The organism is Desulfomarina sp. (assembly GCF_054039375.1).
This window is the reverse complement of sequence record NZ_JBPLBA010000093.1, coordinates 12,688-37,222: the sequence shown is the minus strand read 5'-3', so window position 1 is coordinate 37,222 and position 24,535 is coordinate 12,688. Positions and strand designations below refer to the sequence as shown.

The following is a 24,535-nucleotide window of genomic DNA, read 5'->3' as shown; positions in this document are numbered from 1 at the left end:
CACCTCTAAAAATCAGAAAAGGAGTCATTGTATGAAACTGGTCAGTTTCATGATCGCGGAAAAACAGCGGCTCGGAGTGGTCAACGACCGGATGGAGATAGTCGATATTGGTCTGGCTCTTGCGGATGAAAAAAACATTCCTTCCTCCATGGTTGAGTTTATCTGCCTGGCAGAAGGAGGAAAAGACCTGGCGCTTCGCGCACTTTCAACCTGCAACGAAGAAGCCGTTGTTTCTTCAGAAGAGATTTCTTTTCTGCCACCTGTTCCCTCCCCCGGAAAAATCTGTGGTGTTGCGCTGAACAATTCCGCCAGCAACGAGAGAAAGATTTCGGCCCCGGATCATCCCGCCTTTTTTCTGAAACCATCGTCCTGTCTTGTGGGACACCGGGAAACCGTCAAAATCCGCAGCTATTACGGCAGCGTTCATCCTGAGCCTGAACTGGCTGTTATCATAGGGAAAAAGGCAAAAGACGTGGACGCAGTGGATGTTGACGAATATGTATATGGCTACTCCATTTTTAATGATATTACCGGCAATGGTATGCGGGCGGAGGATCTTTTTCATTATCAGGCTCTTTATGCCGCCGCTGACGATCCGGACCGTATCGAGAAAAGGGAGCAGCATCTTTCCTATGCCGGCCGCTACAAGGGAACAGATCATTTTGGAGTACTGGGTCCCTGGCTGGTGACCAGAGATGAGGTGAAAGATCCTGATAATCTCAGGGTGAGCTGTCGGGTCGCCGGGGAACTGGTTGCCGAAGACAGTACCCGTTACTATAATTACAGGGTGGCGGAGCTTGTCAGTTTTATCAGCCAGTTCCAGACCCTTTTCCCCGGTGATATTATTTCATGCGGAACAGCCTTTCAGCCGGGAAAAAACAGGAAATCAATTCATCATGCCAATCTCCTTGTCACCGGCGGGCCCATGGAAATCACAATAGAATCCTTAGGCAGTCAGTATAATGACGTAGTTATGGAAGAAAAGGAACTGGGAGCCTGGAGGCTGGATTGAGTTGAGGAAAAGGAGAAAACAGCAATGAAAACCAGGTTGATCTGCAGTTCTCACAGTCCTTTGCTCTACTGTTTCACAAAGGAACCGGAAGACTGGCAAAAACTGCAGCGAACATTTAAAAAAAGTGCAGAGACCATACGGAGCTTTGATCCGGAGCTGGTCATTGCCTTCGGGTCCGACCATTTCAACGGATTTTTCATGGATAATATGCCGGCTTTCTGTGTTGGTTTGCGGGCTGAGGCGGAGGAGGATATTGGGGGGTTTTCAGGCCCGCTCAATGTGCCGGGAGAAATTGCGGAAAGAATGGTTACTGCCCTGCGGGAAAACAATATCGATCCCGCTGTTTCTTACCGGATGACCGTTGATCATGCTTTCTCCCAGACAATCCATATCATGCTGGGCGGCCTGGATGTCCGGCCGGTTGTTCCGGTATTTATTAATTGTATAACCTCACCTTTTGTTCCGTTTTCCCGCTCTCGGCTCCTTGGTGAAGCGGTGGGGCGTTTTGTCTCAAAACTGGACCGGAGAGTTCTTTTTCTGTCTTCAGGCGGGATGTCTCATCATCCCACTCGATATTATCCAGTTCCGGGAGAGGGTGAAAAGAATGTAACCGCCTGGCAGATGTCGGGGGGGAAAGATCCAGCCTCCCTTTCCCGTGAGGAATGGCTGCATCGTCTTGATGTCATGCACCGGGAGGGTGCCGAGATGATTGCCAGGGGTGAACGGACTGCCGCTCAGATGCATCTTAATGAAGAGGCGGATCGTCGTTTCCTGGATATACTGACCTCGGGCAGTCTGGAGGAGTTTGATCAATGGGATCAAAAGAGACTTGTGGCCGAAGCGGGGATCGGTTCCATGGAGCTGCACACCTGGATAGCGGGAGCTGCTGCCCATATGACAGCCGGAGGAGCGTTTCCTGAACTGGGCTTTTACAGCGTTACCCCTGAGCTTGGTATTGCTGCCGGAATAGTGTACGGGGAATAGTACCGGTGAAAGAGCTGCTCATAGGTGTTGCTCCTAACGGCGCCCGCAGGACAAGGCAGGACCATGGCGCTCTGCCCCTTACTCCCCTTGAACTTGCTAAAACTGCGGCTGCCTGTACTGAAGCCGGGGCCGCGATGTTCCATCTTCACGTTCGGGACAGACAGGGGAGACACAGTCTTGATCCCGGACTCTATCGTCGTGCCATGACAGAGGTGGAGGCTGCGGTGGGGGAGACAATGCTGATCCAGGTTTCTTCCGAGGCGGCGGGAATGTACGGACCAGACGAACAGATCGAGCTGATGGGCCGCCTCGCCCCTCATTGCCTTTCAATTGGACTTCGTGAGTTTCTGGGAGATTCCCGCTGTATTGACCGTGTGAAGGATTTTTTTTATTCACTTTTTTTCAATGGAACCCGGATTCAGTTCATTCTGTACAGTCCCCGTGAAGTGTATCTTTATGAAAATTTCTGCAGACAGGGGATATTGCCGGGAGAGAATCATTTTCTGCTTTTTGTTGTAGGCAGTTACCGGGAAGAAGAGGACGCAGTATATTCGCTTGAACAATTTCTGGCACCACTGAGTGGGAAAAACAGATGGATGGCCTGTGGTTTTGGTGTCAATGAACATCGGGTTATTCAAGAGGCGATGAAACTGGGAGGTCATGTCAGAGTCGGCTTCGAGAATAATCTCCATCGACCCGATGGTTCCATTGCACAAAGTAATGAGGAACTGGTACAGATGGTGGTGGAAGTTGCTGCTGCACTTGAGCGAAAACCCGCTGATGTGCCTTTTGCAAGATCGTTGTTTTAACGGAACTGCCGGAGGATGATCCGCAAGGCGGCAGATGATTCTTTCAGCATCAGCCATTTTTATGAGTTTGAGAGAGGAAATTATGATTGAACAGTATCGAAAAGAGATGAAAAAGCGAAGTGAAGCGGGTATCCCTCCCCTGCCGTTGACTCCAAGACAGGTGCAGGAGCTGACTATCCTCCTTGAAGCAGGTCATAAAGAGAGTGATTTTCTCCTGGATCTTCTGGAGACAAGAGTGGAACCGGGGGTCAGCAAGTCAGCGAAGGAAAAGGCATTCTGGCTTGAGGAAGTGGCTTTCGGCCGGCGGTCGGCCATGGCGGTTTCACCGAAAAAGGCAGTAGAGATGCTTGGTGTCATGGAAGGGGGGTATAATGTCGCAGCCCTTATTCGGCTTCTGGACACTGAGTTGGCTGATATTGCGGCATCTGGACTTAAAGGGACAATTAAAGTGTACGAGGCCTTTGATCAGGTGACAGCACTGGTGGAGGATAATGTTCATGCCATGGCTGTGCTGGAATCGTGGGCTGCGGCAGACTGGTTTTTCGCAGAGAAATCACTGCCGGAGAAAATTGAATTTACTGTCTACAAGGTGGAAGGAGAGATCAACACCGATGACTTTTCACCGGGAAACCAGGCTCAGTCCAGAGCCGATATTCCACTGCATGCCACTTTTTTCGGTAAGACCCGGTTTCCGGACGGGATTGAAACCATTGCAAAATTTCGTGCCGAAAAACGTCAAGTCGCCTTTGCGGGGGACGTAGTGGGGACCGGTTCGTCAAGGAAGTCGGCCATTAATTCCCTCGTCTGGTATATAGGTGAGGATATGAATTATATTCCTAACAAGAGGACGGGTGGAATTGTTCTTGGAGGAATTATTGCTCCGATTTTTTATGCCACGGCCAGGGATGCAGGTGTACTTCCTCTTGAATGTAATGTGGCTGCACTGCAGACAGGAGATGAAGTGGTTCTTGATCTTCGGACCTGGCAGATGAATGTGAAGGATGGCCGGGAAATTGAGGTTGCAACTCCACCCGTAACATTGCTTGATGAGTATCGGGCGGGGGGGCGTCTCAATCTGATCATCGGCCGCAGCCTGACACGGCAGGCATGCAGCTATCTTGGGGTGAAGGAACCTGAATTCAGTGAAGTGGAAAATCTAGTGCCTGCGGTTGAACAGCCTTATACCCTGGCTCAGAAAATGGTAGGTCGGGCCTGTGGGCTGGCGGGGGTTCTGCCTGGTACTGTCTGCCAGCCGAAAATAACCACTGTCGGTTCCCAGGATACAACGGGGCCCATGACCATGCAGGAGATTGCCGAGCTTGCCTGTCTGCGTTTTAAGACTGATCTTTTTATGCAGTCGTTCTGCCATACAGCAGCCTATCCCAAGGCTGCTGATCTTGGACGGTGGGAAACCATGACGGAAACAGTTAAAAGCTGCGGTGGTCTGGCCCTTAAGCCGGGGGACGGAGTGATTCATTCCTGGTTGAATAAGATGCTTGTTCCCGACTGTGTGGGCACAGGGGGTGATTCCCATACCAGATTTCCCTTAGGTATTTCCTTTCCGGCCGGGTCCGGTCTTGTAGCCTTTGCAGGTGCCCTGGGCTTTATGCCCCTGGAGATGCCGGACTCAGTTCTGGTTCGTTTTACAGGAACCCGAAGAGCCGGTATTACCGTCAGGGATATGGTGAACTCCATCCCCCTGGAGGCAATTCGCAGGGGATTGCTCACCGTGGAAAAAAAGGGGAAAAAAAATATTTTTGCCGGAACTGTTCTGGAAATTGAAGGGATCGACGATCTGACGGTGGAGGAGGCCTTTGAGTTAAGCGATGCTTCGGCCGAACGAAGCGCAGCTGCCTGTGCCCTTGCCCTGCCACTGGAGCGGGTAGTGGAGAATGTTGAAGCTAATGTCCGTGTTCTTGAGCAGCTTCTTGCTGAGGGATATGAGGACAGTCAGGCTCTTGTCGGAAGAATAGAGGCCATGAAACAATGGCTGGCCAAACCTGGCCTGCTTCAGCGGGACGGGAACGCTGTGTACCGTCATGTCCTGGAGATAGACCTCGATACGATAACAGAACCGATTCTTGCCTGCCCGAATGATCCTGACGATGTCCGGGTCTTGAGTGAGGTTGCGGGAACCGCAATTGAAGAAGCTTTTATCGGTTCCTGCATGACCCATCTCAGCCATCTCAGAGCGGCTGCCCGTTTTCTGGAGGATGGTTATGCTGAGAGCAGGATATGGGTTGCTCCTTCCACCAGACTCGACCGAGATACTATCCAGAAAGAGGGAGGTCTCAGTGTCTACGCCAAAGCCGGTTGCCGGGTTGAAATACCGGGATGCAGTTTATGCATGGGAAATCAGGCCAGGGTACGGCCGGGTGCTACTGTGATCTCCACCTCCACCCGGAATTTTGACAACAGGCTGGGGGATGGAGCGCAGGTCTATCTTGCGTCTACAGAACTGACTGCCATAAGCGGCATGTTCGGGCGGATTCCGGAAGTCGAGGAATATTTTACTCTTTTCAGGGAAAAAACACAGTAATTCTGAGGAAGGGGCTGTCGGTTCTTTTCAGGTTTGAATCCTGCAAATGGCAGGTTCAGTGGTTGTTTTTGTTTTCATGGTCCTTGGTTTTGAATGAAAGGGCCATTTATGGGCAGGCGCTAGTGTCACGTCACATTTCATCGTTGACGGGACACTAGATGAGAAGAGCAATGGAAAGAGAGAGAAAAGAAAGCAGGGTGGAGACCAGAATCACCGCTGAAGCCAGCTCCGTATCACTGTTCATCTGTGAGGAGAGAACATAAATGGCGGTTGATGCCGGCAGGGAAAAAAACAGTATCCCAACCTTGAAGGGAACACCTGTCACTTTGAACAGGGAGAAATAGAAGAGACCAGTCAGAGGCAGTACCATTACCTTGAGGATTGCCGAAAGAAAAGAGAGACCCGTATTTTTCCGGACGGAGCGGAAAGTGAGTGATCCGCCAATGGAAATCAGGGCAAGGGGCAGTGCCGCCATTGATGCCAGGCTGAGAGAATTATTAATAAATAGAGGGAATCTGCCGACAATACGGGCATAAAAAATACCGGCAAGACAACCGAGTATAAGAGGGTTGGAGATAAGAGCCCTGCCGGCAAATCTCAGCCTGTTTCCCGGTGCCATTTCTTTTCCTGAAAACCAGATAAGAGTGGAAACGGCGAACACGTTTACCAGGGGGATTATGAAACCGATTACAATACCAAAATATTGTATTCCTTCACCGCCCAGGCTGTTGAGAACAACCGCAACGCCGATATAGGTGTTGAACCTGTAGCAGCCCTGGGAAAAGGATCCTGCCTGAAAAGAGTTGATGTTGAAAATCCTGATCACAATGGTACTGAGTGCGAACATAGTGAGAAAGGTACAGAGGGTGGCCAGGCAGAAGCTCAAGTTGATGCCGTTTTCCAGGGATGCTCCACCAATTTTCCAGAACAGCATGATGGGAAAAAAAATATAATAAATGAGTCTGTCAGCGGTTTTCAGAAAAACCGTATCTGTTATTCCCTGCCGTTTCAGCAGGCTGCCGAGCAGGAGAAGAGTAAAAATCGGAAACAGGGAGTTCAAGACAATCAAAACAGGCACATCTCCGGGTTTGAAATCAGCTGTTGCAAAAGTAATAAAAACACCGGGTTATTAACCCTTTGAGGAGGTTTTTTTATAGCACCACGAACAAAAAATCTCATTTTTCAAGGTACTCTTCAATACACTTTCTTTTGTTGAAAATCACGAGAAATAATTTTGTTCTTCCCTCTGTTCGATAATTCAGGCCTATTGTTCAGGGCAGTTTGTCTCGATTTTTCCCATATGGTATACTCTTATTTTTCAAGCACTATAATTTTCAAGGATACTTGGAGAAGCCCATGGAACCTGGAAATGTGACGACAACCGCTGAGGCCAAACAGATTGTCGAAGAACGTGGTTTAACCCATGTTAAAGTCGGTCTTTTTGATATTGACGGTGTCATGCGAGGTAAATATATGAGCCGGGAGAAGTTTTTTTCCTCACTCGATTATGGGTTTGCCTTCTGTGATGTTGTTCTGGGTTGGGATGTGAAGGATCAGCTCTATGACAATGTGACTTATACAGGCTGGCATACCGGGTATCCCGATGCCCCGGTGAGAATCCTTCCCGGAAGTTGCCGGGAGGTGCCCACTGAAGACGGGATGCTTCTCTTTCTGGCCGAGTTTGCGGGAGAAGCTGAGTCAGTCTGTCCACGTGCAACCCTCAGGAGAGTGATAGAAAAAGCTGAAAGCATGGGGTTTGATCCATTTGGAGCCCTTGAGTATGAGTTTTTTATTTTTGATGAGACACCCGATTCCGTCCGTGAAAAGAATTTCAGGAACCTGACGCCGATAACGCCAGGCTGGTTTGGTTATTCCATGATCCGCAATTCTACCCATGCCGGATTGTACCATGCCATGATCGAGCTCTCGGAAAAAATGGATTTTCCCCTTGAGGGAATTCATACTGAAACCGGACCGGGGGTCATTGAAGCGGCCATTGCAGTCGATACAGCAATGAACGCTGCGGACAAGGCAGCCCTTTTCAAGACATTTATAAAAGTCCTGGCTCAGCAGCACGGTCTTATGGCCACGTTCATGGCAAAATGGTCTGCGGATTATCCGGGACAGAGTGGACATATCCATCTTTCGCTTCGTAGAAAAGATGGTTCAGGTTCAGCATTTTATGAGAATGGTGTTTGTCACTCCATGAGTGATACCCAGTTGCAGTTTGTCGCCGGGCAGCAGAAACTGATGCCTGAGTTTCTCTGTATGATGGCTCCCACCATAAACAGCTACAGGCGGATGATTCCCGGATTCTGGGCACCGACGGATGCCACCTGGGGTGTGGAGAACCGGACGACAGCCCTGAGAGTGATAGCCGGAAGTGAAAAATCACAACGGGTGGAACACCGGCTTGGAGCGGCTGATGCCAACCCGTACCTGGCGATGGCGGCGGCCCTGGGTGCCGGCCTCTACGGTATTGAAAAAAAATGGCAGCCGGAAAAGGAAATTACCGGCAATGCGTATGAACAGGAACATGGTGCGGAACTGGCTCTGCCCGGTACCCTGTGGGAAGCTGCCGGGAGGCTGAAGCAGTCTGTTGCCGCCAGAGAACTGTTCGGAAACGCTTTTGTGGATCATTTTGCCGCCTCCAGGGAGTGGGAGGAACGGGAATTTCGCAGGCATGTTTCCGACTGGGAGATGGAAAGGTATTTTGAAATAATTTGAAATATTTTGGAAAAATTTAAATAACTGCATTTCAGAGGCAATAGAATCATCAAGGTAATTACTCATCAAGTTGTTGCCCCTGTGAGCAGTTACATGAATTCTTCCTGTTAAAGAGGGATGATGAATAACATATTTACCACCGTAAGTCCCATTGATGGCTCGGTCTATATAGAGCGTCCCTATGCCGATGAAAAATCCATTGAAACGGCACTGGAAAACGCTGCTGCAGCACAGCAATCCTGGAAAAGAGTTCCTCTGAACGAGAGAAAGATCCTCTGCACCAGAGCTGTTGAACATTTTGTGGCCGAAAAAGAGGGTATTGCAGAAGAAATCTGCTGGCAGATGGGTCGGCCGATACGCTATGCGGCCGGAGAGGTCGAGGGACTTCAGGAAAGAGCACTTGCCATGATTGATCTGGCAGATCAGGGTCTGGCCCCTGTCATACTTGATGAAAAACCGGGATTTGAGCGTTGGATACAGCGTGAACCGCTTGGTGTGGTTTTCGTTATTGCTCCGTGGAATTATCCGTACTTGACGGCGATTAACGCTGTTATTCCCGCACTTCTGGCTGGAAATACGGTTATTCTCAAGCATTCGACCCAGACGCCGCTCTGTGCGGAGCGGCTTCATAAGGCGTTTGTGGAAGCAGGATTACCCGAATCTGTTTTTCAATATCTCCACTTGACCCATAAGGATACGGAGCGGATTATCAGGGATGCCCGGATCAATTATGTCGCTTTCACCGGTTCCGTTGTCGGAGGAAAGATGGTGGAGAACGGTGTCGCCGGTCGTTTTATCGGAACCGGCCTGGAACTTGGAGGAAAGGACCCGGCCTATGTTCGTGGCGATGCGGATCTGTCCCATGCCGTTGAAACAGCCATAGACGGAGCTTTTTTCAATTCAGGCCAGTCCTGTTGTGCTGTTGAGCGTCTTTATGTGCACAAGTCGGTTTATGATGAGTTCATGGAGCTTACCGTAGACTGGGTGAAAAAGCTTAAATTTGGTCGTTCTGATGATCTTGAAACCACCCTGGGACCGATGGTGCGGGGCAGTGCTGCAGATTTTGTTCGTGAACAGGTGCGTGAGGCAATCAGCCAGGGGGCGGTCGCCCATATTACCGTGGATGATTTTGGAGCGGATACCCCCGGCAGCCCATACCTTGCTCCTCAGGTGCTGAGCAGAGTAGATCACACTATGCGGGTAATGATCCAGGAGAGTTTCGGGCCTGTTATCGGCATAATGAAAGTGGATTCCGATGAGGAGGCGGTCAGGCTGATGAATGACAGTGAATTTGGTCTTACGGCTGCTCTATTCACAACGGATATTGAGAGTGGAATCGCCCTGGGGCAGCAGATTGAAACCGGGACATTTTTTATCAATCGCTGCGATTATCTTGATCCGCAGCTTGCCTGGACCGGCATAAAGAATTCAGGACGCGGCTGCAGTCTGTCTTTGATGGGTTACGAGTCCCTGACCAGGCCAAAATCGTTCCATATTAAAACCTGACTCTGAGAGGAGATACCATTGAAATATACTGTAAACTGGAACTATCCCACCAGCATGCGGGTGGGTGCGGGGCGTATAAAGGAAGTGGCTGAAATATGCAGAGCGATGGGGATGCGCTCTCCGCTGCTGGTCACAGACCCGGGAATCGTCTCACTGCCCATGGTGCAGAAGGTAATCGCCGATACCAGGACAGCGGGATTATCCTGTGGTGTCTTTTCCGCCATACAGTCAAACCCCACGGGGGAAAATATAGAGGACGGTGTCGATTTTTTTCGAACCGGCAATCATGACGGGGTAATAGCCATGGGAGGAGGGTCCGCCCTTGACGCCGGGAAGGCTGTGGCGCTGATGGCAGGGCAGAACAGGTCCCTGTGGGATTTTGAGGATATGGGTGATAACTGGACACGTGTTGACGTGGCCGGCATGGTTCCCGTTATTGCCGTGCCGACCACTGCCGGGACAGGTTCGGAGGTTGGTCGGGCTTCCGTCATAACTGACCAGGAACATCATGTAAAAAAAATTATATTTCATCCAAAGATGCTTCCCGGAGAAGTCATACTTGATCCGGAGTTGACGGTGGGGCTGCCACCGCTGCTCACCGCTGCCACGGGGATGGATGCCCTGTCCCATAATCTTGAACCGCTCTGTTCTCCCTTTTTTCATCCCATGGCGGCAGGAATTGCCATGGAAGGAGTGCGACTGGTGCAGGAATATCTGCCCAGGGCGGTTGCAGACGGAACAGATATAGAGGCCCGGATGCAGATGCTTGTCTGTTCGAGTATGGGGGCGACCGCCTTTCAGAAGGGACTCGGGGGGATGCATGCCCTGGCACATCCGCTGGGAGCCCTCTATGATGCCCATCATGGAACATTGAATGCTATTCTGATGCCTTATGTTCTCAAGGCAAACCGGGAGAAGATTGAACCTGTAATCTGCAGACTGGCAAGGTTCATGGGGCTGGTTGAGGCAGATTTTGACGGGTTCATGTCCTGGCTGCTGAATTTAAGAAAACAGATCGGAATTCCGGATACGCTTGCCGGAATCGGGATTGGAGCAGAGCAGGCTGAAATGATCGGCCAAATGGCTGCAGTGGATCCGTCCGCTGCAACCAACCCTGTCATGCTTTCCGCTTCCCAATATCAGCTGATAGTGGAAAATGCGGTAAACGGCATACTCTGAATCAATGGCGGCGATGGTTTCTTCCCCGGAGTTGACCCGGCACTCACTCTTTCTTGTTCCCGGATAAGTGTGGGTATTCAGGCCTGACATTTCCTGAGCCGGTCACAGGTTTTTCGCCAGGATACGGTTTCCCTTGTCAGCCTTTCCTGAAATCCACTGATTGAGGGGTGTTCGCGGGCCGCCGGCTGAGAAATTTTTTGCTGTTATCCACCAGATATACCATATGTCGCTTCCTGGTTCTTTCAGGGGAACGGCAAACCGGAATTCTTTCCATCTGTATGTCCAGGTTGTCTGTGTGCCCGACATCTTAAGATCACCACCGAGCGAAATGTCAGCTTTATCTATTTTTATTTCACTTTCCTTACGTTCACGATCTGCTATTTTGTCGCTGGTCAAAATGATCCTGCCATGTTCGCCAAAACCGTATTTTTTCTTTTCAACAATGGATTTTGCTATGGCCAGTAACTTTTTGTCCTTTGATTTCGCCGGAGGCAGTTTTGATGTTTCGAGTGCAATATCACGTTTTCTTATAAAATCCTTTTTTGCCTGGTTTATTTTTTTCACGAGTTCGAGAGCCTGTTCCGGAGTTCTTCCCAGGGCCCGTTCCAGATAAATGGATGACTGGGCAATTGCCATACTTTTGTCATACAGGGTGAAAATTTCTTTCTCCCTTCCTTCGCTGATGAACAACCATCGTTTGTCACTGTCCGGGTTTTCCTGGTAGCGGGACAGAACATCCTTTTCTATCTGCAACATTTGGTATTTGAGTCCCTCAGCCATGGTTTTATAGTTGTTTTCAACGGATTTAAGATTGTTTTCCATGTTCCGGAGAAGTTGGATGACATCGTTCCCGTCAAAGGGGTGTCCCGGCTGGTGGGGGCCGGTACGGTCAGGGAAGTAGGCAAGTCGGGATATTGTGTTTAACTCCCTGATGTTATGTTCAGCTACTGTACGGGCATTGGATGCCTCCTGAACCCATGTTTCTGCCTGCTCCATACTGAAAGGAAGCGGGAGAACGCGAGGGACAGTGTACTTTCGGCTGTTTGCCTGGATTGTTATCAATCGTTCCTGAACGTTTCCAAGTTGGGTGAGTTGCTTTTTGGCGCGTTTAAATTCATCCGAGAGTTTTTTTACCAGCCTGGCATAGTTTTTTCGAGCAGTCCTGACATCCGGATCATCTGTCTGCGGATAACGGCCCAATGCATTGGCAAACTGCTTCATCCGTTTCTGATAGGCTTTTATCTTTTCCGGGCTCTGGAGTATGGAAGGGCCTGATGTGCTTAAACCGTCGGTCACAGAATTGATGTCTCTGGCAAGTTTTTTAACTTGAACCCGTTGTCCGGAGACCAGGGGAGCAACTGAATGACCGGGTTGTGCCGGTGTGTTTTTTGAAACAGTGGCTTTAACGTGTTGACTGTTTTTGGTGTTTTCTTTGGGGTTAAGCAGGCCCAGGAGTAGATTCTCCAGTGAGAGAAAGCGTTGATTGACTTCTTTCCAGACCGGGTCTCCGTGATCTGATGAGTTTTCCAGCCTTCTGTGAGCCAGTGTCGTTAATTTTAGAATTCTGCGAACATTTGATGCGCGTGATGATGTCAGGCCGGTAGCCTGTTGTTCAAGGCGGGCAATATCCGCCCGGGCATTTTTAATTATGCTGTCTGTTGTACCTGCATTCAGAGAAACGCTCCAGGCGATAAGAAGAACAGTCGGGATTAGAATTCGAATTATTAATTTCATGAAAGTGTAGAATCTCCGTCAGGCATTTCGTGGGCGGTTAAGGTCCTTATAGAGAAAACAGCTAAGCTTGCCGGACGCTGTTGTCAATGAAATGCTTATCAGAAAGGAATATTTCCGGGACCGTTTCCCGGTGGGTTGTACACCTGGGCCACCTTGAATAATTTCCTTTTCAACACCATTTTGTCCTCAAATTAACGATATTGTGTATTCGATGACGGTGCGGTCTGATTTTTCCTGCCGGTCTTGATAACTTCTCTGGTCCTTAATTTTGAACGGAAATTCTAATTTTTCAAGGCACCTTAAAAGGTGAGAATCCTGTATCCACGCCCTATATATTCGGACATGGCGGGATGGCCGGACATTTCACCGATAAGGGCAATCTGTTCATCTTCAATTGCCTGAACCACTTTCAATTTGTTGGAGCAGGCTTTGCAGGCACCGATAATCAGTTCTTTTTCCTTTACTTTTGTATAGAGGCTGTTTAGAAAATGACCCGGCTGTGCCATTTCAGGAACGAGTTTTACAGCTTCGCCTTCAAGAATAATTTTACCCTCCAGTCCCCTGGCATCCAGGTCCAGGCTGTTTAACAACACATGTATAAAACAGAGGGGATCACCGCGAAAGGCAAAAAAAATAACTTTTTCCATTGTTTTCTCTCCTGGTTTTAGTTTATTTGAAGATTCGCGGCTGAAGGTTGTATTGCCGCCGGTTGAATGGATTAAAATCCTAACACAGAAGCGTGTTGTGTCAAGAAATAACACAGGCCATCTTGAAAAATTGTCTCCGGTCTCCGTGTCACAGGAAAATAAGTAATATTCACATATGGTTGATATCCTGCTGTCTTTCATTTTCCTGTGTCTTGGAGGAAAAATATCATCTATCAAGGTATCCTGCGATGAATGGCCTGTCTTCTGTCAGAGCGTAAAATCAAATTCCGGAAAAAATGGAAAAAATAAGGGGAAGTGGAGAGAAGGCAAGTTTCTACAGGGCCAGTATTCTTCCGGAGCTCTTTGTATTTCAGGCCAGTTTTCATAAATTCCAGTTTATTAGACATTTTCATGATGAATTTGCTTTAGGATTAATGGAATCTGGAGTACAGAAAATATTCTGCCATGGCCGGGATTATTTTGCTCAGGCGGGCAGCCTGATCACAGTAAATCCGGGAGATATTCATGATGGCTGTTCTGCGGACGGCGCCGGCTATAAGTATAAAATTCTGTATATTCCAATGGAATTGATGCAGGAAGCAGGCGCCGGAGGAGGTAAGAAAAAACCGGAGATTTATATTAAAACACCGGTTACCAATGACCCTGCCTTTGGCATTCTGCTTCGGCAATTTCATTATCTGCTGGATAAATCCGCATGGCTGGAACTTAAGACCCCGTCACCACAAGGTAATGCAAATCCGGCTGCGGCAGAGAGATTTTCAGAAGTTGGAGTTTCGGGTAAAGAAGAAACCCTTAGAGTGCAGACTTTTTTTTACTCTCTTTTGATCGCCTTTCTTGCCCGCCACGGGATTGAAAAAAATGAGCGGGCCAAAGAAAAATTTTTTCCCGATTCTGTCATGCGGGCCACAGAATTTATAAATGACAATCCAGAAAAAAAAATATCCCTTGAAGATATTGCCGCTGCAGCTGGTCTGTCCCGCTTTCATTTCCTGCGTGTATTTAAGAAAGCCACCGGTATGTCCCCTTACGCCTATCTTCTGCATAGAAGGTTGCAGCTGGCAAAAGAGAGTATTAAAAAGAAAAAATCCCTGACTGATTCGGCCTTAGATGCCGGATTTGCCGATCAGAGCCATCTTTCCCGCAGGTTCAAGGCAGCGTATGGAATTACTTTGCATCAATACCGGAAAACGGTGTGTTGAACCTCCAGCAATATTGTTCAAGATCAGGAGGTGCAATGGTGGTAAAACAAAATTCATGAAGACATACCAAAAACATTCCATTACCGAAAATGATCGTTTAAGTCAGCTTGGGGCCGGTTTCAGGGCCAATCTTGTGGTCGCCGCAAGTGTCGGAGCTTACGGTAGTGTACTGGGATTGATGGCCGCCCAGAAGGGATTGACCTGGTATCAGCTCCTTCTGATGAATCTTTCCGTTTTTGCGGGTTCCGCTCAGTTTGTCATGGTTGATATGTGGGTTCCGCCCCTGCCTCTCTTTGAGATGACCCTGGCTGTTCTGGTGATCAACATGCGCTACCTTCTGATCGGGGCATCCCTTAATCCGCTTTTTCGTGGTCGGTCCCTGCTGCACAGGCTGTTGTTCATGCATCTGGTGGCCGATGAAAACTGGGCCATGACAATGGCCCGGTTCCACAGGGAGCGGACAACCAGCTATTTCCTGTTGGGCGGCGGCCTGTGTGTGCAGTCAGCCTGGTGCATCGGTACACTTACGGGGCACAGGTTCGGTGCGGTTATCAGTAACCCTGAACTATATGGTCTCGATTTTGCTTTTGTTGCGGTTTTTACGGCCCTTGTGTTCAGTTTCTGGCGCGGCAGGCAGGATTTCCTTCCGTGGTTGATCACTGTTCTCCTGGCTGTAATCACTGAAAAAATTATTCCGGGGAAGTGGTATATTCTGGTGGGGGGAACAGGAGGGGCGCTTGCATCCGCGTTCCTGCCGCGCAAAACTGACAAGTCTCCACGATCGGGATCTATGGCTCGGCCACAAAAAGCCAATGAAAATCCCGACTGCGGCGGTACAATCCTCAGCCGGCAATTTTCAGATCAAAGAGAGGAAAATAAAGATGGATAACAGCAGAGCGGTTTACCTGGCGATCTTTGCTGCCGCCCTGGTGACCTATCTTCTTCGTGCATCGGGGCTTATTCTGGCGGATTACTTCCCGAAGAAGGGCAGGTTTAAAAAATTCATGGATGCGCTGCCCGGAACAATTCTCCTCTCTCTCATTGTTCCAGCCGCACTTTCCTCCGGGTGGAGCGGGTGGCTGGCAACGGTCTGCACTGCGTTGTGCAGCCTGCGAACCGGAAATGTCTTTGTCTCCATGGTGCTCGGGGTTGTTCTTGTTGCGGTGGGAAGATGGTGGCAGGGATAACAAAACATCAATAATATCACAGAGTAGCCTTTGCAGGGCCTGACATTCTATAATCTGAAAAATTTGACATAAATCAAAGAAAAAATTGGCTAAAGAATATTAAATAATACGAATCTGTGCTACACTGGGTTGGATGAAATTCATGTTGTTCCATCAAGAATCTTGTTCGTCATCAAAAACAATCTACAAGGAGGAAGCGATGAAAAAAGCCGTATTTGGCATTGTGGCGGGATGTGCAGTCCTGCTGTTCATGGCTGGCAACACAATGGCGGGTGACAAATGCATAGAATGTCATACCGCGGTTTCACCGGGAATGGTAAAGGATTTCCAGGCAAGTAAACATGCTGACAATGATATCACCTGTTCCACCTGCCACGGGACTGATCATTCCACTGCCCAGGATTATAAAAAGGCACGTCTGCCCGATGAGAAGGTGTGTGCCGAGTGCCATGAGGAGCAGTTTGACCAGTTTGCCCATGGTAAGCATAATTTCGGCTGGACGACCCTGAATGCAATTCCGGGAACTCATCTTGCCCCCGATGAACTGATTGAAGGCGGCCGTGGTTGCGGTGGCTGTCATAACATGGGTATCAGAACGGAAGCGCAGAAAAAAGAACAACTGGACAAAGGCTATCGCTACCAGAACAATTCCTGTGACGAATGTCATACCCGACATACTTTCTCTAAGAAACAAGCACTTAACCCCCGTTCCTGTCAGCAGTGTCACATGGGTTATGATCATCCCCAGTGGGAAATGTGGTCCAGCTCCAAACACGGTATGCGCTGGTTTGCCAAGCAGAATGGTGACCTGCCGGAAAGTGCGCCGGCTCCCACCTGTCAGACCTGTCATATGGCCGACGGCAATCATGCCAATGAAACTGCCTGGGGTTTTTTAGGTGTTCGACTGCCTCTGCCGGATGACAAGCAGGCCGCCGCGGACAGGGTGACTATACTGAAGGCGCTTGGAGTTCTCGACCCGGAAACCGGGAAGGCTACCCCGATTCTTGATGCAGTCAAGGCTGTACGCATGGCCAAGCTTGATCAGGAATCCTGGCAGAAGGAACGGGACAAGATGCTGAAGGTCTGTGCCCAGTGTCACTCCTACTCTTACGCCAAAGAACAGCTTGATATGGGTGATTCAATCATGATGAAGGCTGACCGGTTGATGGCCGAGGCCATCGAGACTATTGCAGCCCTTTATAAAGACGGAATCATCGAAAAACCCGCAAGTTATCCCGCAAATTATCCGTTCCTGCTCACCATGATGCATACCAACGGTGCAAACTGGGACAAGGATCTGGATAAACTTTCTTATATCGATCAGGTTCTGGTGCAGATGTACATGAAGCACAGGATGCGCGCGTATCAGGCCTTTTTCCACGTGAATCCTGACTATGCCTACTGGTATGGCTGGAATGAAATGACCAAGGATCTTGGGGAGATCAAGGAGCTTGCCAGGTCCATGAGGGCCCAGCATAAAAAATGATCTGATACCTTTGATTGTTCAAAAAAACGGCTGTTCCTTCTGGAACAGCCGTTTTTTTTTGCCTGTGGCGCTCTATTTTTTTACCGGTGTGACAATGTGGTCTTTTTCCTTGTTCACATAACTGTAAAATAGAGGAAAAACAACAAAAAACATAACGCAGATAATATACTCAATTCCTTTTATATGGGTGTAAAAATCAACCATCGTATGGATGGGCTGCATCATTCCGCTGGCGAGCAGCAACTGTCTTACCAGTTCCGTCACCTGCCAGTGAACCTGTTTGAGACCACCTATTATGGCGGCCATTGCCCAAAGTCCGAAGAAACCGCCCATCCCTGCCATGACCACACGTACGGTTTTGACTTTTCCTGTGTTCATTTTTGTCTCCCGGGGAACAGTTTACCTTTTATATTCCTGTAATTGCTGTGATGTAACCTTTTACCAATCCGGTGGGACCACTGTTTATCAGCCCTGCCACGAGGCAGGCCATTGCCCATATCCCGATCACTGTCCCGATTACAGCACCAACCTTGAGGCTGAATCCCATAATTTCATCTGATATGTTTACTGTTGTTTTCTCGCTGGTGGTGATAATGGATTTCATGATACCCTCCTGTTTTATGTTTTCCTGACGGATGATCCTGAATCGCTTTGTTTTTTTGGTTGCATTGGCCATGCCAAAACAATATATATTTGTAATATATTGAAATTAAATATAATTTATTGACGTTCCGTTGCAGGTGACAGTTTCAGGTAGGGAAGAAAGCCGGATGTGTTGCATGGAGATAAGAATCAGATGCGACACTTGTGTCTTTGTGTTGCATCTGTTTCCGGAGGCTATTAGAAAAATTTCAGAGCGGAAGGCTGTTTCGTTGCAATCTGGATTTTCATTGCGCCATCACCAGGTGACTGGTTCCTCCTGGTCCTTCCGGTTTTTCCAGGTAAAAACAATTGGCAGGCGGTAAAGAATGAATCGGTAGACAACGAAATAAAGGGCGTAAACAGTTATGGTCAACCAGAACTCCTTCCAGTGCGGTATTTCCTGAAAAAGAGTGTAATTGAAACAGATCAGTGATGTATTCAGTCTGTTCCAGATAATTCCAATGACTGTGATAAAAGAGGCGATTCTTACATGGAGAATTCGATGTTCGCGTACACCTTTTGCAAAGAGGAACATCGGAAGCACAACCCCGAGCCCCAGTTCAGAAAGATAATAGGCACCCCAGCCGCTGAGCAGGTATTCCCATTCGTTATCATGGGCAACAGCCACAAGTTTGATGACAAGATAAGTTATCATGGCATAGGAAGCACCTTTTCCGAGACCAAGGGTGATTGTTTCCAGGTTTTCTTTAAATACAGTATCACAGCGCCAGTTCATCGTTCGTATTATCAGGGTGGAACTGACAATAACCATGGAAAGCCCGGCAAAAATCGCAGAACAGAGAAAGTGAATCCACTGGAATTCAACTGAGAGCCAGAGTGGATGGAGTTTGGTCGGTGCATAGGTAAAAAGAGCTCCTAACGCACCCTGGTGCAGGGTCGACAAAATGATTCCTGCGATGGTCAGTCCGAGGGAGATACTGGTTATGGGCCGTGTCCAATGGGGTCTGTCCAGCCATTCAAAGAAAGCAGGGAGAACTTCAGCAATCTGCACTGAAAGGTAGGTGGCCACATGCCAGGCCACCAGAAAGAGTACTGCAGCCGTTCCAAAGGAAACAAACATGGGATAAGGAAGACGCCAGGGCATTCCCAGGTCCACTTCCAGGTAGACAACGGCGAAAAAATAGCCGAGCAGTCCGTTGAGCAGGGCCAGTCTCTCTATTGGAGCAAAATCATTTCTGCCGAAAAGATGGACGGTTGTGCCGAGCAGAAACCCGGAGGCTGAAAGAGGAACCATCCCGAACAGGCCGAATCCGAGAACCAGGCCCCATGGATAATCATTGGAAGCATGGGTGACGGCACCGAGACCGAAGAGGTATCGCTGACCGAGCAGGGGGATACCGATCGCAAAAATGATGCAGAGGAACCAGTTCACGGGATTACGGATCATCTGTCTGCAATATTGACCGATGGTGAGACCGAGCAGGATTCGTTCTTTTATTTTCCATGGCTCACTGTTTTCGCGTTCTGATTGTGAAATGGGCAGTTCCACGTTGTCGGAGCAGTAATGCTTCATTGCCGTTCCTCCCGTTCAACCTGTGTTTTCTTTCTTTCATGGTTTTCTTTGCGGGTGGCGAGCAGATGGAAACCTGCAAAAAGAGCCGGCCAGATAGTGAGCACCATGGGAACGAATCCCAGGAAATTTTTCACCGAATCAAGGATCGGCGCATGGGGAATGTTCATGTCAAAACCAATTTTCTCAAAGGGAACGTCAGAGATATAAAGCCACGATGTTCCACCCGCCTCGTATTCCCCGTAGATATGATCAACATAGAGTCCCCTGTTATTTTCAATGCGTCTTCGTCCAATTTGTATCATTTCCTTCCGTCTGCCGAATGTCAGGGCACCCATAGGGCAGGCTTCTACACAGGCTGGAGGTCTTTGATATTTCAATCTTGTGTCATAACAGAAGATGCATTTGACAATGGAAGGATTGAATGCGCTGGAATAGCGGAAGGTCGGGATGTAAAAGGGGCAGGCTACCATGCAGGTTCTGCAGCCGACACAGACGCTCTGGTCATAGATTACCGCGCCCTCCGGTGTTTTTGTATAGGCGCTGACAAAGCAGGAGGTGAGACATGCCGGCTCCTGACAATGGTTGCATTGGACTTTCCTGAACAGTGGATGATCTATGCCCTGGATTTCAAAACGATTGACAACCGTGTAACGGGTCTCATCAGTTCTCCTCCGCCTGTTGTGTTCCCGTTCATCGTAAACTGAAAGGTCATTGAAAGGTTTTTTCGGTGGCGGAAGCTTCTGTTCGGCGTTGCAGGCAGCTTCACAACTTCTGCAGCCGATACATCTGGTAAGATCAACCAGAACCCCCATGGAATTTTGGTATTGTTTGATCTGGTGTGATTCTGCCCTGCGGGATGGGAATAACAGGGATGTGATCATACCGGCCAGTGCGGTTTTTAAGGCTATTCTTCTGGAAATATTCATTTTTCATCCTGTTCTTAATAGTCATGAATCGTTGCCCGTAATCTGAAACCGTTTTTTTCCTTTCCGGGTAAAAGCATGGCAGTCCAGACAGCCATCGGGGCCATCTTCATCCTGGTGACAGCCGATACATTGCAGGTGCAGGGCACTTTTCAGTGAAAGGATATCGATATGGTAGAACGGAATTTTTTCGGCTTCGGTGGAGGAGATTGGGTGTGACAAGGGAAGGTGGCATCCTGCACAGGAAAGCTCTTGCCGGGGAGGAGAGTGGTCGTGGCATTTTCCGCAGAAATCAGTTGCAGCACCAGTCCCTGCTGTATGGTGGTGGCAGGTGTTGCAGTTGTAGTTATCCTGGTGACTCAAATGATCAAAAACCACAGGTTGGTACAGTTCTGACAAGGTATTCAGGACAATGGCTTCAGGGGGATCAGGTCTGTTTGCCGCAGGGAGTGGCAGCGCTGAAAACAGTCCGGTCAGAAGACATCCTGCAATCATGAGAAAAACATTGTTCATTGCCGTTTCTCCTCCTTTTTTTCCATATGACACTCCATGATGATATCCATTTCTTCAGCATCAATGGTTTCATTGATCAGCAGAATTTCTGCCAACTCGTGGATCAGGCTGTTGTTACATCGCAGTAGTTCTTCCGTTTCTTCCTGGCAGGTGTCAATAATTCTGCGGATTTCCAGGTCAATTTCCCTGGCAGTGCTTTCGCTGTATTGTCCCCGGACAATATGGTCTCCGAGGAAATGCTGATGCTGCCTGCTGTAAACGGTGGAGCCAAACAGGGCGCTCATTCCCCATTCACAGATAATTCGTGAGGCCAGATCGGTGGCGGCGGCGATGTCATTTGCCGCCCCGGTCGACAAGTGGTTGAAAATTATTTTTTCAGCGACCCTGCCTCCCAATAGAATTTTGATGCGATTGAGGAGGTAGACAAGAGAATAGGTATACCGTTCCTCGATGGGGACCTGCTGGGTGAGGCCGAGGGCGCTTCCCCGTGGAATAATGGTGATTTTATGGAGTTTTTCCGTCCCCGGCAAAAGTCTTGCCACCAGGGCATGGCCGGCCTCATGATAGGCAATCACTCGTCTCTCCTGTTCATTGACGGCACTGTTTTTTCTTTCAAGGCCCATGAGAATCTTATCTTTTGCCTCTTCAAAGTCCGCTGTTTCAACGGCACGTTTTTCCCGACGTGCAGCAATAAGAGCTGCCTCGTTGACAAGGTTTGCGATATCAGCACCGCTGAACCCCGGGATGGTCTGGGCGATAAGAGAAAGATTCAGAGCCGGAGATATTCTTATTTTCCGGGCATGGACCTCAAGGATTTTTACGCGGCCATGGAGGTTTGGCAGGGAAATGGTGAGTTGTCTGTCAAATCTTCCGGGCCGCAGGAGTGCAGGATCAAGGATGTCAGGTCTGTTGGTGGCTCCAATGACGATGACTGTTTCCTGGCTCGAAAATCCATCCATTTCAACTAATAAAGCATTCAGTGTCTGTTCCCGTTCCTCGTGGGAGCCATTATTCCCGCCACTCCGTATTCCTCCGATGGCATCAATTTCATCTATGAAGATAATGGAAGGAGCATTTTTTTTTGCCAGATGGAATAATTCCCTGACCCGCGAGGCACCTACTCCGGCAAACATTTCTACAAAATCAGCTCCTCCTATGGAGTAGAAGGGAACCGAGGCCTCTCCAGCAATGGCTCTGGCCAGAAGGGTTTTTCCAGTTCCCGGAGGTCCCTGCAGGAGCACGCCCCTGGGAATACGTCCACCGAGAGAGTTATATTTTTCGTGGTGCTGGAGAAAGTCGACAACCTCCATCAACTCTTCCCTTGCTTCATCTATTCCCGCAACATCGTTGAATGTCTTTGGCTCAGTGCTGTTTTGACCCGAGTGAATATGGAGCTTCGCTCCTTTCCAGAATCTGTGACCGTTTTGTTGTTTTTTCGAAAAGATGAGCCAGAACCCGAGGAGAAAACTGACAGGCAGAAGGAGGCGGAGGAAGCGTTCTGAAGAAGTAGCAGGGTTTTTAACAGTTATGGTGACGTCTGATTTCAACAACAGTGGAAGGAGGGAGCGGATGTCGGGGGAGAAGGTGATAAAATGATTATTGAAACGGTCTTTTCCCCTGATTTCATTTCCGGTAAGATGAACGGAAAGGAGTTGTTTTTCCCTGAGTTCCGTCAAAAACTCGGAATAAGCAATCGCAGGTGGTGTATTTTCCCATAACCAGACGTTGTAACCGAGCACACCGATAATTGTAAGCAATAGCAGCAAAAGACCTGCCTGTACCCTGTTTTCCATTTTTCCTCCTGGTGTTGGGTGCTTTTCTGCATATGGGATGCCAGTCTGGGAAAAGGATGTGGATGTATCGGGTATCCAGACACTAACTAATCTGATGAAACAGGTGCATTTCAAATCCGGCTGAGTTTCACGGGTAATGAGGAAAAAATGTTTTGAAATGGCAAACTGAGACGGTTCTGCTGTTCACGAAGTGGGCTATCGGGGAGGAAATCCCAGAGGTGTGCAACACAAGTATGGAAAATACCACAGAACTGTTGCAACAGTTCTGTAGCTCGCAGGGCACTTTCGATCAAAAGGTGAAGATGTTGATATCGATATGGAGTTCATGCATTTTTCTGTAAAGAGTGGACCTGTCGATTTTCAGGAGTCGGGCGGCCTTGGCCTTGTTCCCTCCGGCTTTTTTCAGAGCCTCAATGATTTTTGACCTGGTTTCCTGTTCTTTTTCCAGGATAGAATTTCGGTAGTCCACCTGAAACGGTGTTTCATTTTCCCTGTTCCGGGCCGGTGATCCCTTGCCTGTAATTTCTTCAGGCAGGTTCTCCGTGGAAATGGTGGTTCCCTGACAGAGAACGCAGGCCCGCTCAATAACATGCTCGAGTTCCCGCACGTTGCCGGGCCAGTCATATTCACAAAGCAGTCGAAGGGCCTGTTCTGATATGCCAGTGAATATTTTACCGATTTTTCCGGAGAAATGTTCCAGGAAATGATTTGTGAGAAGCACAATGTCACCTCCACGGTCACGCAGGGGAGGCATATGGATATCAATAATCCGTAAACGAAAATAGAGATCTTCCCGAAACTCACCTGCTTCAACTTTTTCTCTGAGATTCACATTGGTTGCTGCCACGACTCTCACGTCCACCTGAACGGCACTGTCACTCCCAACCGGGTAAAAGGTTTTTTCCTGGAGAAAACGAAGCAGTCGCAGCTGAACTGTTGTGGAGATATTACCGATCTCGTCGAGAAAAAGAGTTCCTCCCTCTGCCTGAAAAATTCTGCCTTTTCTGTTTTCAGTGGCACCTGTAAACGATCCTTTTTTATGTCCGAACAGTTCGCTTTCCAGGAGATTTTCAGGAATGGCAGTACAGTCAATCATGACCAGGGGACGGTCCCGTCTCCTGCTCTCCCTGTGCAGGGCATGGACGGCAAGTTCTTTGCCGGTTCCGCTTGCCCCCGTGACAAGAACAGAAGTGTCCACCTTGCCAATGTTTTCCAGCATCACATAAATATTCTGCATGACCGGGCTGTTGCCGATCATTTTATGAAACCGGGTTCTTGTATGGTTACGGGGTGATACCTTGCCCGACATGTCCCGAAAGACAAGTACGGCACCGGCTGGGGTTCCCGTTCCATCGTCGAGGGGGGAAATACAGATGGAAAGTACAGTACAGGGACCGTCACGGATACATTCAACCCTATGGTCGATCATTTCGATTCCGCTTTCCATCACCCTTGTAACATTATCTGTCAGCTGGCAGAGATCACGGTTGCTGCAGATTAAGCGCAGGTTTCCGCCTTCTCTCAAATCCGGTTGGATTTTGGCGAAAAATTTTACTGCCGCTTCATTCATTTTGAGGATGGTATGATATTTATCCACGGAGATTATGCTGTCACTGACACTTTTGAAAAGTGTCTCAAGAAAGCTGCGATATTTTTCGCTGGCCTGTTCCGCCTTTTGCTTCTCCTTTTCCAGGCGATACTGGCGAATTGCCAGCCTCGTGGTTTTCAGCAGGACTTCTTTTTCTACCGGTTTAGGGATATAATCAAATGCGCCGAGTCTTACGGCATCGGAAGCTGTATCCACATGGGGATAGCCGGTGACGATTATAACCGGACAGGTAATGCCGATCTCCCTGAATTTTTTAAGTAGTTCGATTCCGGACTGACTTTCCAGAACGATGTCCGTAATGATGAGATCAAAAATCCGGGTAGCAACCGCATCAAGAGCTTCATCAAAAGAACTGACTGAAATAACGGTTTCATATCCCGCCCGCTCCAGGAAAATGCGAAAGGTGTTACGGAGACTGGTTTCGTCGTCAACAATAAGAATAGAAATGCCCGACTCTTTCATGGTAATTCTCTCCAGTCAGTGCCTGTTCA

21 protein-coding genes are annotated in these 24,535 nt (G+C 48.8%); 11 read left to right on the top strand and 10 right to left on the bottom strand.

All coding sequences use genetic code 11. The features are described 5' to 3' along the window. Nucleotides 1-31: 31 nt before the first annotated feature. The 4 genes from ACXLDX_RS05100 to ACXLDX_RS05085 all read left to right on the top strand — a co-directional run bounded on the left by ACXLDX_RS05100 (nucleotide 32) and on the right by ACXLDX_RS05085 (nucleotide 5,344). Nucleotides 32-1,012 carry a fumarylacetoacetate hydrolase family protein gene (locus tag ACXLDX_RS05100; RefSeq protein WP_457576114.1) on the top strand — a complete coding sequence of 327 codons (981 nt, stop codon included), beginning with the start codon at nucleotides 32-34 and terminating at the stop codon, nucleotides 1,010-1,012. A gap of 24 nt (nucleotides 1,013-1,036) precedes the next feature. Then, nucleotides 1,037-1,996, top strand: coding sequence for a DODA-type extradiol aromatic ring-opening family dioxygenase (locus ACXLDX_RS05095; protein ID WP_457576113.1), 960 nt, complete (start codon nucleotides 1,037-1,039; stop codon nucleotides 1,994-1,996). A 5-nt stretch (nucleotides 1,997-2,001) separates the two neighbouring features. Continuing rightward, nucleotides 2,002-2,805: a beta-keto acid cleavage family enzyme gene (locus ACXLDX_RS05090; RefSeq protein WP_457576112.1), complete on the top strand. Its 804-nt coding sequence runs from the start codon at nucleotides 2,002-2,004 to the stop codon at nucleotides 2,803-2,805. Nucleotides 2,806-2,887: 82 nt separating this feature from the next. Further along, the gene (locus tag ACXLDX_RS05085) at nucleotides 2,888-5,344 is read left to right on the top strand and encodes a bifunctional aconitate hydratase 2/2-methylisocitrate dehydratase (protein ID WP_457576111.1); all 2,457 of its coding nucleotides are present in this window, start codon (nucleotides 2,888-2,890) and stop codon (nucleotides 5,342-5,344) included. 154 nt (nucleotides 5,345-5,498) lie between these two features. Here the strand turns inward: ACXLDX_RS05085 and ACXLDX_RS05080 are convergent, their stop codons facing one another. Continuing rightward, nucleotides 5,499-6,422, bottom strand: coding sequence for an AEC family transporter (locus tag ACXLDX_RS05080; protein WP_457576110.1), 924 nt, complete (start codon nucleotides 6,420-6,422; stop codon nucleotides 5,499-5,501). 278 nt (nucleotides 6,423-6,700) lie between these two features. On the opposite strand from ACXLDX_RS05080, the gene ACXLDX_RS05075 reads away from it, so the two are divergent. The 3 genes from ACXLDX_RS05075 to ACXLDX_RS05065 all read left to right on the top strand — a co-directional run bounded on the left by ACXLDX_RS05075 (nucleotide 6,701) and on the right by ACXLDX_RS05065 (nucleotide 10,756). After that, a complete protein-coding gene (locus ACXLDX_RS05075; protein WP_457576109.1) occupies nucleotides 6,701-8,071 on the top strand; it encodes a glutamine synthetase family protein in 1,371 nt (456 codons plus the stop codon). A gap of 120 nt (nucleotides 8,072-8,191) precedes the next feature. Then, nucleotides 8,192-9,577, top strand: a complete 1,386-nt coding sequence (locus ACXLDX_RS05070) for an aldehyde dehydrogenase family protein (RefSeq protein ID WP_457576139.1) — start codon at nucleotides 8,192-8,194, stop codon at nucleotides 9,575-9,577. Between the two features lie 54 nt (nucleotides 9,578-9,631). Continuing rightward, nucleotides 9,632-10,756 (top strand): iron-containing alcohol dehydrogenase, encoded by a 1,125-nt coding sequence (locus tag ACXLDX_RS05065; protein ID WP_457576138.1) that lies wholly within the window; start codon nucleotides 9,632-9,634, stop codon nucleotides 10,754-10,756. 102 nt (nucleotides 10,757-10,858) lie between these two features. Here ACXLDX_RS05065 and ACXLDX_RS05060 read toward each other — a convergent pair whose 3' ends face one another. Further along, complete coding sequence (locus tag ACXLDX_RS05060) at nucleotides 10,859-12,490, bottom strand: hypothetical protein (protein ID WP_457576108.1); 1,632 nt, start codon at nucleotides 12,488-12,490, stop codon at nucleotides 10,859-10,861. 299 nt (nucleotides 12,491-12,789) lie between these two features. Then, nucleotides 12,790-13,137: a DsrE family protein gene (locus ACXLDX_RS05055; RefSeq protein ID WP_457576107.1), complete on the bottom strand. Its 348-nt coding sequence runs from the start codon at nucleotides 13,135-13,137 to the stop codon at nucleotides 12,790-12,792. A gap of 296 nt (nucleotides 13,138-13,433) precedes the next feature. Here ACXLDX_RS05055 and ACXLDX_RS05050 point away from each other — a divergent pair, with 296 nt between their 5' ends. The 4 genes from ACXLDX_RS05050 (at nucleotide 13,434) to ACXLDX_RS05035 (ending at nucleotide 17,030) form a co-directional block, all read left to right on the top strand. Next, the gene (locus ACXLDX_RS05050) at nucleotides 13,434-14,357 is read left to right on the top strand and encodes an AraC family ligand binding domain-containing protein (protein WP_457576106.1); all 924 of its coding nucleotides are present in this window, start codon (nucleotides 13,434-13,436) and stop codon (nucleotides 14,355-14,357) included. A gap of 55 nt (nucleotides 14,358-14,412) precedes the next feature. Continuing rightward, a complete protein-coding gene (locus ACXLDX_RS05045) occupies nucleotides 14,413-15,246 on the top strand; it encodes an AzlC family ABC transporter permease (protein ID WP_457576105.1) in 834 nt (277 codons plus the stop codon). After that, on the top strand, nucleotides 15,239-15,544 hold the full coding sequence (locus ACXLDX_RS05040; RefSeq protein WP_457576104.1) for an AzlD family protein: 306 nt from the start codon (nucleotides 15,239-15,241) through the stop codon (nucleotides 15,542-15,544). The genes ACXLDX_RS05045 and ACXLDX_RS05040 overlap by 8 nt, the downstream gene beginning before the upstream one ends. A 199-nt stretch (nucleotides 15,545-15,743) precedes the next feature. Next, a complete protein-coding gene (locus tag ACXLDX_RS05035) occupies nucleotides 15,744-17,030 on the top strand; it encodes a multiheme c-type cytochrome (RefSeq protein ID WP_457576103.1) in 1,287 nt (428 codons plus the stop codon). Between the two features lie 72 nt (nucleotides 17,031-17,102). Here the strand turns inward: ACXLDX_RS05035 and ACXLDX_RS05030 are convergent, their stop codons facing one another. From ACXLDX_RS05030 to ACXLDX_RS05000, 7 genes are all read right to left on the bottom strand, one after another. After that, nucleotides 17,103-17,408 carry a hypothetical protein gene (locus tag ACXLDX_RS05030; RefSeq protein ID WP_457576102.1) on the bottom strand — a complete coding sequence of 102 codons (306 nt, stop codon included), beginning with the start codon at nucleotides 17,406-17,408 and terminating at the stop codon, nucleotides 17,103-17,105. 28 nt (nucleotides 17,409-17,436) lie between these two features. Further along, nucleotides 17,437-17,634, bottom strand: coding sequence for a hypothetical protein (locus ACXLDX_RS05025; protein WP_457576101.1), 198 nt, complete (start codon nucleotides 17,632-17,634; stop codon nucleotides 17,437-17,439). A 294-nt stretch (nucleotides 17,635-17,928) separates the two neighbouring features. Beyond that, nucleotides 17,929-19,206: a polysulfide reductase NrfD family protein gene (locus ACXLDX_RS05020; RefSeq protein ID WP_457576100.1), complete on the bottom strand. Its 1,278-nt coding sequence runs from the start codon at nucleotides 19,204-19,206 to the stop codon at nucleotides 17,929-17,931. Beyond that, on the bottom strand, nucleotides 19,203-20,132 hold the full coding sequence (locus ACXLDX_RS05015) for a 4Fe-4S dicluster domain-containing protein (protein WP_457576099.1): 930 nt from the start codon (nucleotides 20,130-20,132) through the stop codon (nucleotides 19,203-19,205). The genes ACXLDX_RS05020 and ACXLDX_RS05015 overlap by 4 nt, the downstream gene beginning before the upstream one ends. A 21-nt stretch (nucleotides 20,133-20,153) precedes the next feature. Further along, nucleotides 20,154-20,642, bottom strand: a complete 489-nt coding sequence (locus tag ACXLDX_RS05010; RefSeq protein ID WP_457576098.1) for a cytochrome c3 family protein — start codon at nucleotides 20,640-20,642, stop codon at nucleotides 20,154-20,156. Next, the gene (gene ftsH / locus ACXLDX_RS05005) at nucleotides 20,639-22,435 is read right to left on the bottom strand and encodes an ATP-dependent zinc metalloprotease FtsH (RefSeq protein WP_457576097.1); all 1,797 of its coding nucleotides are present in this window, start codon (nucleotides 22,433-22,435) and stop codon (nucleotides 20,639-20,641) included. The genes ACXLDX_RS05010 and ftsH overlap by 4 nt, the downstream gene beginning before the upstream one ends. Nucleotides 22,436-22,724: 289 nt before the next feature. After that, a complete protein-coding gene (locus ACXLDX_RS05000) occupies nucleotides 22,725-24,506 on the bottom strand; it encodes a sigma 54-interacting transcriptional regulator (protein ID WP_457576096.1) in 1,782 nt (593 codons plus the stop codon). Nucleotides 24,507-24,535 lie beyond the last annotated feature (29 nt).